At 38.8% G+C, this 10,544-nt stretch carries 14 protein-coding genes; 13 read left to right on the top strand and 1 reads right to left on the bottom strand.

All coding sequences use genetic code 11. From position 1 onward, the window contains the following. The first annotated feature begins 382 nt into the window (after window positions 1–382). The 10 genes from V7150_RS06855 (at window position 383) to kapD (ending at window position 7,879) form a co-directional block, all read left to right on the top strand. A complete protein-coding gene (locus V7150_RS06855; protein WP_335515316.1) occupies window positions 383–1,609 on the top strand; it encodes an NAD(P)/FAD-dependent oxidoreductase in 1,227 nt (408 codons plus the stop codon). A 68-nt stretch (window positions 1,610–1,677) separates the two neighbouring features. Then, complete coding sequence (locus V7150_RS06850; RefSeq protein WP_335515314.1) at window positions 1,678–2,169, top strand: NUDIX hydrolase; 492 nt, start codon at window positions 1,678–1,680, stop codon at window positions 2,167–2,169. A 156-nt stretch (window positions 2,170–2,325) separates the two neighbouring features. Continuing rightward, window positions 2,326–2,451 carry a YuiA family protein gene (locus V7150_RS06845; protein WP_283920032.1) on the top strand — a complete coding sequence of 42 codons (126 nt, stop codon included), beginning with the start codon at window positions 2,326–2,328 and terminating at the stop codon, window positions 2,449–2,451. 311 nt (window positions 2,452–2,762) lie between these two features. Next, window positions 2,763–3,086: a YuiB family protein gene (locus V7150_RS06840; protein ID WP_283920031.1), complete on the top strand. Its 324-nt coding sequence runs from the start codon at window positions 2,763–2,765 to the stop codon at window positions 3,084–3,086. A gap of 93 nt (window positions 3,087–3,179) precedes the next feature. After that, the gene (locus V7150_RS06835) at window positions 3,180–3,788 is read left to right on the top strand and encodes a 3D domain-containing protein (RefSeq protein WP_335515310.1); all 609 of its coding nucleotides are present in this window, start codon (window positions 3,180–3,182) and stop codon (window positions 3,786–3,788) included. Between the two features lie 185 nt (window positions 3,789–3,973). Continuing rightward, window positions 3,974–4,354, top strand: coding sequence for a DUF309 domain-containing protein (locus V7150_RS06830; RefSeq protein WP_335515325.1), 381 nt, complete (start codon window positions 3,974–3,976; stop codon window positions 4,352–4,354). Between the two features lie 63 nt (window positions 4,355–4,417). After that, window positions 4,418–5,926, top strand: coding sequence for a leucyl aminopeptidase (locus V7150_RS06825; RefSeq protein WP_335515307.1), 1,509 nt, complete (start codon window positions 4,418–4,420; stop codon window positions 5,924–5,926). 236 nt (window positions 5,927–6,162) lie between these two features. Next, window positions 6,163–6,405: a hypothetical protein gene (locus V7150_RS06820; RefSeq protein ID WP_335515305.1), complete on the top strand. Its 243-nt coding sequence runs from the start codon at window positions 6,163–6,165 to the stop codon at window positions 6,403–6,405. A 131-nt stretch (window positions 6,406–6,536) separates the two neighbouring features. Continuing rightward, complete coding sequence (locus tag V7150_RS06815) at window positions 6,537–6,920, top strand: hotdog fold thioesterase (protein ID WP_420490265.1); 384 nt, start codon at window positions 6,537–6,539, stop codon at window positions 6,918–6,920. A 335-nt stretch (window positions 6,921–7,255) separates the two neighbouring features. Next, entirely contained in the window at window positions 7,256–7,879 is a 624-nt protein-coding gene (kapD, locus tag V7150_RS06810; RefSeq protein ID WP_335515301.1) for a 3'-5' exonuclease KapD, read from the top strand. A 39-nt stretch (window positions 7,880–7,918) separates the two neighbouring features. Here kapD and V7150_RS06805 read toward each other — a convergent pair whose 3' ends face one another. Continuing rightward, window positions 7,919–8,299, bottom strand: coding sequence for a kinase-associated lipoprotein B (locus V7150_RS06805; RefSeq protein ID WP_335515298.1), 381 nt, complete (start codon window positions 8,297–8,299; stop codon window positions 7,919–7,921). Window positions 8,300–8,419: 120 nt separating this feature from the next. On the opposite strand from V7150_RS06805, the gene V7150_RS06800 reads away from it, so the two are divergent. From V7150_RS06800 to V7150_RS06790, 3 genes are all read left to right on the top strand, one after another. Then, window positions 8,420–9,166 carry a peptidylprolyl isomerase gene (locus V7150_RS06800; RefSeq protein WP_335515295.1) on the top strand — a complete coding sequence of 249 codons (747 nt, stop codon included), beginning with the start codon at window positions 8,420–8,422 and terminating at the stop codon, window positions 9,164–9,166. Between the two features lie 92 nt (window positions 9,167–9,258). Beyond that, window positions 9,259–9,468: a hypothetical protein gene (locus V7150_RS06795; protein ID WP_335515291.1), complete on the top strand. Its 210-nt coding sequence runs from the start codon at window positions 9,259–9,261 to the stop codon at window positions 9,466–9,468. Between the two features lie 112 nt (window positions 9,469–9,580). Then, window positions 9,581–10,132 (top strand): superoxide dismutase family protein, encoded by a 552-nt coding sequence (locus V7150_RS06790; RefSeq protein WP_335515289.1) that lies wholly within the window; start codon window positions 9,581–9,583, stop codon window positions 10,130–10,132. Window positions 10,133–10,544 lie beyond the last annotated feature (412 nt).

Raw genomic sequence — 10,544 nt, 5'->3', positions numbered from 1 at the left:
ATGTCAAACATTCTGACTGACCAATTTGCTAATTGTAATAAAAATGTAAAATTTTTAATATTCTTAAGTTAAATAAATTCTAAAAATCGCTTGAAAATAGAGTGAAAGTAGCATAGTATGTATTGTGGATATATTGTTAAGATTTTGTGACAAAAAAAGCACATTTTTATGAATGACTGGGAAGTTCTAACATCTTTCGCTGATAAGTTCACTAAATCTACTAAATCTCTGTCATTCCTTTGTGCTTACGATTCAGTTCTTTTTCTTTATCTTGATTCGTGAATTATATCACATACATTTTTTGGCGATGAAAAATAAAAATGAATAAAGCAGTGGAAGATAAGAAAAAGAAGATTTATTCAAAAATACTAAAAAGGTGGAAGTGATCACTTTGAGAAAGCCTAAAATTGTTATTCTCGGTGCAGGTTATGGCGGACTTCTAACAACAGTTCGCTTGCAAAAGTTAATTGGTGTAAATGAAGCGGATATTGTATTAGTGAATAAAAATGACTACCATTACGAAACAACATGGCTACATGAGGCATCAGCTGGTACACTACATCATGATAAAGTTCGCTATGATATTAGTAATGTAATCGATCGCAGCAAGGTTGATTTTGTTCAAGATACTGTAGTTGAGATTAATAAAGACGATAAGAAAGTTATTTTAGAAAAAGGGGAAGTCGATTATGACTACCTTGTGATCGCTCTTGGCGGTGAACCAGAAACGTTCGGCATTAAAGGGTTAAAAGAATACGCATTTGGTATTACTAATGTTAATTCTTCCCGTCAATTGCGTGAGCATATTGAATACCAATTTGCTACTTATAATATGGAAGAAGAAAAGAACGATAATCGTTTATCCATTGTTGTCGGTGGAGCAGGATTTACCGGTATTGAATTCCTTGGAGAATTAACGAACCGAATTCCGGAATTATGCCATGAATATGATGTTGATTTCCATAAAGTAAAAATTACTTGTGTCGAAGCAGCTCCAACTGTACTACCTGGTTTTGACCCTGAATTAGTCAACTATGCGGTTTCACAGCTTGAGCGTAAAGGCGTAGAGTTTTTAATTGGTACTGCTATTAAGGAAGCTAATTCTGACGGAATCTTTGTCGGAAAAGGCGACGAAGAACCATATGAAATTAAGGCTGAAACGGTTGTTTGGGCAGCGGGTGTTCGTGGAAATGCGATTATTGAAAAATCCGGATTTGAAGCAATGCGCGGCCGTGTAAAGGTACAGCCTGACCTCCGTGTTCCTGGATTTGATGATGTCTTCATCATCGGCGACAGTTCATTGGTTATTAATGAAGAAATCAATCGTCCATATCCTCCAACAGCGCAAATTTCCATGCAGCAAGGTGAGCTTGCCGCTCGTAACATCGCTGCATTAGTACGTAACAAGACAGAGCTTGAATCCTTTACATTTGATAATAAAGGAACGGTTTGCTCACTTGGTGAAGATGATGCTATTGGTGTTGTATTTGGGAAAAAGATTACAGGTACTAAGGCAGCATTTATGAAAAAGGTTATCGACAATCGTGCCCTTTATATGATTGGCGGCGCAGGTCTAGTTATGAAAAAAGGTAAATTTAAGGTATTCTAAGATATACGATTCACAAAAAGACAGAGTTTCTCTGTCTTTTTTTGTTATGATGATATAGGGGTGTTTGGATGAGCAATCGTGAAAAACGAGGGAATGTTTGGTTAGCTGTTTCTGGCTTAGTAAAGTCGAGTGAGGGTCATTGGCTTGTCGTGAAGAAAAGATATGGCGGCTTAAAGGGTCAATGGTCATTGCCTGCGGGCTTTGTAGATGAGGGAGAGACAGCCGATGAAGCTGTTATTCGAGAAGTAAAGGAAGAAACCGGGATTGATTGTAAAGTTAAAGGGCTGATTGGGTTAAGAACGGGTGTCATTAAAGAAGAAATAAGCGATAATATGATCCTGTTTTTACTAGAGCCAATTGAGGAAGGGAATGTCATTCATCAGGAACAAGAGCTTTACGATGCTCGCTTTATGGCGCCGGAGGAGCTGCTCGTTGAAAGGGATACGTCCATTCTTTTACACTATTTGATTACTCAAAATGTTTCATTTATTAAACCAGGGACTGATGGCATAAACCCTGGGGATCGGTTTGGATATACAGCTTATAAATTATTTTTGTAATTTTTAGAAAATAAGAGCAACACTTCGAAAATAAAAGAAAACTTCAGATGTATCCGTTTTCTTTTCAGAATTTGCTGGAATTTAGCTCTTTTCTTTTTCTATAATCATTGGTATATTATCAGAAAATTAAGTCGATAATTCGAGAGGATGATAGAAATGACAATAAAGAGCGTGGATACAAAAAACTGTGATTACTGTTCTGGATACGGATATTTTCAATTGGTGCTTGGAGGCTCGGAAACTTGTTCCTGCTGCGGTGGAACGGGCAAGAAAAAGGAATAGGATATTTTTACACACTGCTTCTTCGAAATGATTTCGAGGAGCTATTTTTTTGTCATTTAATAAGAAGCATTATTGAAGACAAAACTGGCTCTAATTATAGGAAAACTGTCTCCGATAAGGTCGATTGGAGACAAAACTAGGTCTAATTATTGGAAAACTGTCTTTAATAAGGCCGATTGGAGACAAAACTAGCTCTATTTATAGGAAAACTGTCTCCAATAAGGCAAACTTTTCTATTTTAATTTGTTTTTATTGACTCCTTTTTCGACATTCAGTACACTAAATGTTGATGTATAAAGGGGGAATTTCGGGTGCAAATGAGCATCGTTGTTTTAATCATATCGATCGTGCTATTTTTTGTATTGTTTTTTGGAATTGGATTTATCCTGAATATGCTCCTAAGAATGTCATGGGTTATGGCGATAGTTTACCCTATTGTGGCAATTTTTATCGTAGATAAAGTGAGTTTTAGTGAATATTTTACAAATAGTAAAGCGGCATTTATAGACCTGGGGCAAAGGTTCAGCTCATTAGCAACAGCAGATATTCTCATTTTAATAAGTGGACTGGCTGGAGCAATTGCTGCTGGTTTTACAATTAAGTTGTTACGGAAAAACGGATACCAAATGTTTTAAGACTTTTACCTGAAGGTAAAGGTCTTTTTTTACCTCCATTGTATATTTCCTTGGACTTTGGGAATGAATATTTTTGGAGGAGTGAAAAATTCAATGAATAAAATGAAAAATTGGACTAAGCGCTTTGCTATGACCTGCCTTTTCTTTTTGGCATTAGGAGCGACATTCCAATCCATATCCGGCGTAAATGCAAAATCTTTTATTATTCAATTTACGTCAAAAATCTCATCAAGTAAAACTGTTTCTGGTACGACCCCACCATTAGAGGAGGCTTTTGATTGGTCTAAATACCCTAAACATACAGTTACAGCTACAGGTTATACAGCAGGTTTTGAGTCGACAGGAAAAAAGCAAGGCCATCCTGAATACGGGATTACCTACTCAGGAGTAAAAGTAAAACGAGATTTATTTTCTACAGTTGCAGCAGATTTAACCGTTTTTCCGATTGGAACAATTCTCTTTATCCCTGGTTACGGATATGGGGTGGTTGCTGACAAGGGAGGAGCCATAAAGGGCAATAAATTAGACCTTTATTATAATAGTGTTGAAGATGTGTATAAGCACTGGGGGAAAAAGCAGGTTGATGTCTATGTTATTCAAAATGGGAATGGGAAGCTCACAGAGGAGCAATTGCAGGCATTGAATGAAGATAAATCACTGCAGGTATTTCGTCAGCAGTATACTAGCTCAGAAAAAAGGTAGAAAAGCAGGCAGTGTGCCTGTTTTTTTTTGCGAATGAAAAGTGGTGGAACGATGTTTAACCAGTTATGAGTGACAAATATATATTTCCACTTTGCATTAGGTGAATCATAGTTCTGCTCGCCTTGCTTTTATTATGATAGGATTAGGGAGGAAGCAAAATTTAGCTTGAGGGGGGCACATTTTTGCTGAATGACTACCCAATCGAATACTATGAATTCTTTGTCAGCTTCAATGAAGGGGATTATTATACTTGTCATGATTTACTTGAAGAAATGTGGATGACGGAAAAGGATAATCTATTTTTAAAAGGTTTATTGCAAATGAGTGTTGCAATCTACCATTATGAGTACGGCAATGTCAAGGGTGCACGTGTCATGATGCAAACGGCTCATGATTATCTGCAAGCATACCGTCCTAAGTTCTGGGGGATGGATTTAGAAAAAGTCTATCCCTTTATTGAAGAATGCTTAGCAATTTTTCCAAAAAACATCGACCGGCTCCCATTTAAGCAAGTTAAGGATTTGCCAAAGCTGCCCCATTTATTGCTGTACTTAGAAGATGATTAGATAGTCGAAATAAATAAACTTTTTAGATATAATGTAGATGAATAACATGAAGGTGGGGTTAATATGTTTAATGTAAAAAAAGGATGGGAGCTATCCACTAAACATGAGGGCTTAATTATCGGATTGTTTGATAAACCGGAAAAATTCTCAGGAACATTGGCCGCGTTGGATGAAAAGTTTGATGGACAGCTAACAGAGCTGGTAAAATCGGGTGATCTATCGGCTAAGTTAAAAAGTATCAGTAAAGTACATAGCTTTGGAAAAATTGGGGCAAAACGAATTTGGTTTGTTGGTCTTGGCAAGGAAAAGGAATTATCCTTTGATAAACTAAGAGAGGCACTAGGCAAGCTTTTTAAAGAAGTGAAGGCAAGTAAGCTTGAAGAAACAGCAATTTATTTAGATTCTTTTATTACAGATGAATTGGATGGTTTAGATGTAGCACATGACTTGAGTGAAGCGTTTGCGCTTTCAACCTACCAATTCGATGGCTATCGGCAAAAATCTAATGAGCCAGAAAAAAGACTTGACGATGTTACAGTTTATAGTGAGGCTTTCGATAGAGAGGATGTTCATGCATCGCTATCAGTTGGCTATGCTTTTGGAAAAGGGACAAATTCTGCTCGTACACTAGTGAATATTCCAGGAAACTTGCTTACTGCTACAGAAATCGCTAAATATGCTACCGAGTTGGCGGCAAAGTATAATTTTGAAGTAGAAATCCTCGATAAAACGGAAATTGAAAAGCTGGGGATGGGAGCATTCCTTGCTGTTAATCAAGGGTCTGTAGAGCCGCCAAAGATGATTGTACTGAAATATCAAGGAAAAGATGAATGGAAGGATGTCATCGGTCTAGTAGGAAAAGGCATTACCTTTGATACCGGCGGTTATTCCATTAAAACAAAAGCCGGCATCGTCGGCATGAAGACGGATATGGGCGGGGCAGCCGCTGTTCTCGGAGCCATGGAAATCATTGGCGAAACCAAGCCGGAGCAAAACGTGATCGCAGTGATCCCGTCAACAGATAATATGATTAGCGGGGGAGCGTTTAAGCCGGATGACGTGATTACGTCGATGAGCGGGAAAACCATAGAGGTGTTAAATACGGATGCAGAAGGACGTCTGGTTTTAGCTGATGCCGTTACCTATGCGAAACATCATGGCGCTGATTATTTAGTCGATGTTGCTACCTTAACTGGCGGGGTAATCACAGCACTCGGTCTCCATACGACAGGTGCAATGACAAACCATGAAACATTATATGAACAAGTCCTTGAAGCAGCGGTGGAAGCAGGGGAGCAGATGTGGCTCTTGCCATTGTTTGAAACCGAAAAAGAACGGGTAAGAAACAGTAAAGTCGCTGATTTGAATAATTCCCCAGGCAGTGAAGGACACGCCCTTGTTGCAGGTGCCTTTATCGGTGAGTTTGCTGAAGGTACGCCATGGGTCCATTTAGATATTGCGGGGACAGCCACATCTTCAAGGGCCTACGATCTTGGACCAGCGGGTGCTACAGGGGTCATGACTCGTACTTTAGCATTGTTTGTTGAACGGTTTGAGCCAATAAGCAAATAGATCACGGCCACCGGAATTTTCCGGTGGTTTTATTCATTTTTTTACTTATAAAATAAATAGGAAAACTTGAATATCTAGGCACGTAGAGCGGTTATACGTGACCAAAAAAGAGAAAAAGCAGGTCAGAGGTCACGTAGAGCGGATTCCTCCTTTATAATAAAGCCCACTCCAAACCCATTCTTTTCGCATATGAAATAGTGTAGGCAAGTATCGTAGAAAAAAGGAGGAAATGCGGCATGTACCCATATCAACACCCTTATGCATATCGAAATCAGTACCCGGTACAGGATCAAAGATTTGGTTTTCTCGGTTTGCCGTTGGCGATAGGTGGACTTAGCTTTCTGGGCGGTTTACTTGGAGGGGGATTAGGTGCTTCTTTTGCGGCTCGGCCATTTTACGGTTACCCAGGTTTTGGCTATCCCCCAATGGGCTACCCGCCAATGGGTTACCCACCAATGGGCTACCCAGGTTACTACTAACAACAAAGTAAAAAACAGCTCTAGCGGCTGTTTTTTTCATGAAACCGACAGTGAGAGATATGATTAATAAAGGGGAATTCACCAAAAATGGAGAATAGGATAAGAACAGTATACATAACGGAGGAATGGAAATGATTAAAGATACATTAATTGAGGCACTGGGGATTGAAATTACCCAATTAGAAAAAGGGAAAATCATTGCTACAATGCCAGTAGATAAAAGGACAAAACAGCCGTTTGGTCTATTGCATGGAGGCGCATCCGTTGCCTTAGCAGAGACGGTTGCAAGTATAGGCGCCTATGAAATGGTTGATAAAGAAACAGAGGGTGTTGCGGGATTAGAAATTAACGCCAACCATGTTCGTCCAAAAACAGAAGGGGTTGTCACGGCAGTAGGAACCGTCCTGCATCAAGGAAAATCAACAATGGTTTGGGATATCAAAATTACCGATGAGCAAGACCGGCTCATCTGTGTTTCAAGATGTACAATGGCAGTTTTTAAACTAAAGAATTAAATTGGTTTTGTAAGGGGGTGGGCTATTTTTCCACCCCCTTTTAAAACTAATTGCACAAAAATTTAAAAAATTATCATGGAAATCGTGTTATAATGTTAGATATATAAAAACTCGCTGATTGGCGAGCCCCTAAGGGCGAAGACAGAGGGGGAGCTCGTCGATAATCACAGCTTTTCTGCCTCGAGGCTTTTGCTCACGACACTTTCCTAAGTGCACTTGTCTGAAGGGAAAGTATTACTTTCTTTTTGGCGAAAAAATAGAAAAAAAACACAATTTTTTGTACAGGTTTCTTTATATAATGGTAGTAAGCAGGAAAAGAAAAGGTGGTGAAAAAGATGAGATTAAAGCGACAATATTTATTCATTGATTTTGAGTTCACAATGCCTGAACGAAATGTTCGTATGAAAGACTTTTTCGCAGAAATTATTGAGGTCGGAATTGTAGCTGTCGTTGATGATCAGGTTACGGAGCAATTCTCATCCTATGTTACTCCATTAAAATTCCCTAAATTATCAGACCGCTGTAAATCATTTTTACATATTTCACAGCAGCAGGTTGACAATGGGTTATCGATTTATGAACTTATTAAAAAATTGGCGGAGTTCAATAAAGAGAATGTTGAAACCACAATTGTTACTTGGGGAAACATGGATATGAAGGTACTGCGGCATAATTGTTTAATGGCGGGGGCTGATTTTCCTTTTAATGGTGCTGAATTAGATTTATCAATGGAATATAAACGGTTCTTTGGTGATCAAAATCAAACAGGTTTATGGAAAGCTGTAAAGGAATATGGTAAAGAAGGGACAGGGCGGCACCACCGGGCACTTGATGACGCAATGACTACCTATAATATATTCAAACTCGTTGAAAAGGATAAACGCTATTTGGAAAAACCAAAACCAACGACGATTGGCGATCGAGTTGATTTTTCAAAGCTGCTAAATGAATTTGCATAAAAGGCCAAATCGTTCAAACTGATTTGGCCTTATATCTGCTTAAAATTTATAATCCTTCTCCAATGAATCTAACGATCTAATGCTCATCTCAGCCCATTGTGAGGGTATCTCAGCTAGTTCTTTTTTCATTTTGGTAACGGCTTCTTTTAGAGATTCCATATAATCTGGGACTTCGTTTTCAAATGGTTTGACCATTTGCTTAGGTATATTGGCCTGCTCCCTCAAGCTGAGCGCTCGTCTTTCATGAAAAATAAGCACATCAGCTTCTTTTGGATTGTGCAGATCCCCCTGCATAGGATGTTTCATGACCGCTAAAACTCTGACTAGATAATGCTGCGGGCGGATCTCAGTTATTTCTCCAATATATTTCCCTGTTTTATAAATCGCCGTTACAACTTCACCAACCTGTAATTCTGCCACCAAAACCACTCCTTACTGCAATTTTTTCTATCTTTCATTTTATAATGAAATAGTCTAAATTAAAAACAAAGTGCAAAAAAATGAAATTTCGGTTAAAGTGTAAAAATGGAGGGATTATATATGAGAAAGAATTTGAAAATACTATTTACAGTTATGACGATTGTTTTAGTATTGACAGCTTGTGGGACAAGCTCGAAGAAAGAAGACACTCAATCGAAAACAAAAACTGAAGCGCCAAAAACAGAGCAGAAGAAAGGAGATAAAGAAGTGGCAAATGCTGTCTATCCACAGCTTTCAACAGAGGTTTCAGAAAATGAAAAACTAGTGGAAATGGAAACATCTATGGGAACTATTAAGATCAAATTATTCCCTGAATATGCTCCAAAAGCTGTTGAAAACTTTGTAAAGCATAGCGAAGATGGATATTATGATGGTCTTATTTTTCATCGCGTCATAAAAGATTTCATGATTCAGGGCGGTGATCCCAAAGGCAACGGAACCGGCGGCGAAAGTATTTGGGGAAAGCCGTTTGAAGATGAATTCTCCAAGAATCTTTTCAATCTTCGCGGCGCCTTGTCAATGGCAAATTCGGGAGCGAATACGAACGGCAGCCAATTTTTTATTGTTCAAAAAACATCTCTTGATCCATCGATGAAGTCGGAAATGGAAAAGGCCGGCTATCCAAAAGAAATCATTGATGCCTATGATCAAAACGGCGGTACACCATGGCTCGATCACCGTCATACAGTTTTTGGCCAGATAATCGAAGGTATGGATATTGTTGATAAGATTGCTGACACGCCAGTAGGGGAAAAGGACAAACCGGAAACAGATGTTATCATTAAAAAAATTAAAGTGTTAAAATAAGCTGATCTCCTCAGGATAATTCATTGGTGTGAAATGTTTTTTGTTGCTATAATAATTAGAGCAGTTCCTTTAAAAAGAAGGGAAGAAGAAAAATGTTTCAACCGTCAGTACTCACACTGTTTTTGTACTTTCCAGAGGATAAATCAGAATATATACCGGCTGTCATTAGCCTGACGATTTTTATGATTGCCGCATTTTTTACAATGCGTTTCATCATAAAAATTTCTAAGCGCGAAGCCCAAAAGGCAAAAGAATTAGAGGAACAAATTAAAAATAACCAATTTACTCAAAGGGACAGATAACAATTACTGTTCCTTTTTTTTCTTGTCCTTCATATAGGTCACATAGAATTTGAATAGCTCATTGTACGTTTGTCCATACTATAGGCAAATTGTCTATAGCGGGGGAATACATATGAAGAAAAGCTGGCTGTTTATTCCGTTTCTCATCCTTACAGGGTGTATGGAAAAGGAAATCAAAAAGATAAATGTAGAAATGTTCAATGCTGTAGGCGATTCGCTTGGAACTGTAACATTAGCCGAGCAATCAAGCGGTGTTAAAATGACAGTAGGTTTGAAAGGACTCCCAGCTGGGGAACATGCTATCCATATTCACGAAACTGGAAAATGTATGGCACCTGACTTTAAATCCGCGGGGAACCATTTTAACCCTGATAAAAAAGAACATGGTCTGCTTCATCCTAAAGGTGCCCATGCTGGAGACCTGCCGAATTTAATTGTTGAGGATGATGGGTCGGTTAATGTAGACCTAATGGCGCCCAATGTCACCTTAAAGGATGGGAAAAAATCACTGTTTACAAAAGAAGGTACATCAATCGTGGTTCATGAAGGGAAAGATGACGGAATGAGCCAGCCGGCAGGAGATTCAGGGAAGAGAATCGCTTGTGGGGAAATTTCTAAACATAAAAAAGCAGGCCAAAAAAAGGCTCAAGACGAAAAAAAATAAAATGCCAAAGCTATCTCAATTGCGGGATAGTTTTTTTGATGAGATTAGAAAGAAATTTCGACTTTGAGAAATGTCCAGCTCCAGCGCCCAGCGGCTAGTAGACTTCGCTCTTCTCCCTACGATAAGTCAACATCGGATCGCTAACGCTCTCCGTGTATCCTTTATCTCAGTCGAAGCGCTCCAGTCCATACGCCGCTAAACGGACGCTTGCGCTTTTCTTATAAAAAATATTTTTATTATTTTTATAGGTAGGAATCTAAGCTTTTCCTAAAAATGGTACATACACTAACAGAGAGAATGTAAGGAGGAGATTAAAATGGAAAAAAGACAATTTGGAGGTGCTCCTGGACAACAAATGGGCTTTCCACAAATGATGGGCGGATTCCAGCAGCCAGGATATCCACAAATGGGA

This window comes from Neobacillus drentensis (assembly GCF_036965245.1).
GTDB lineage: Bacteria > Bacillota > Bacilli > Bacillales > Cytobacillaceae > Neobacillus > Neobacillus drentensis_G.
This window is presented reverse-complemented; position numbering and strand designations above follow the sequence as displayed.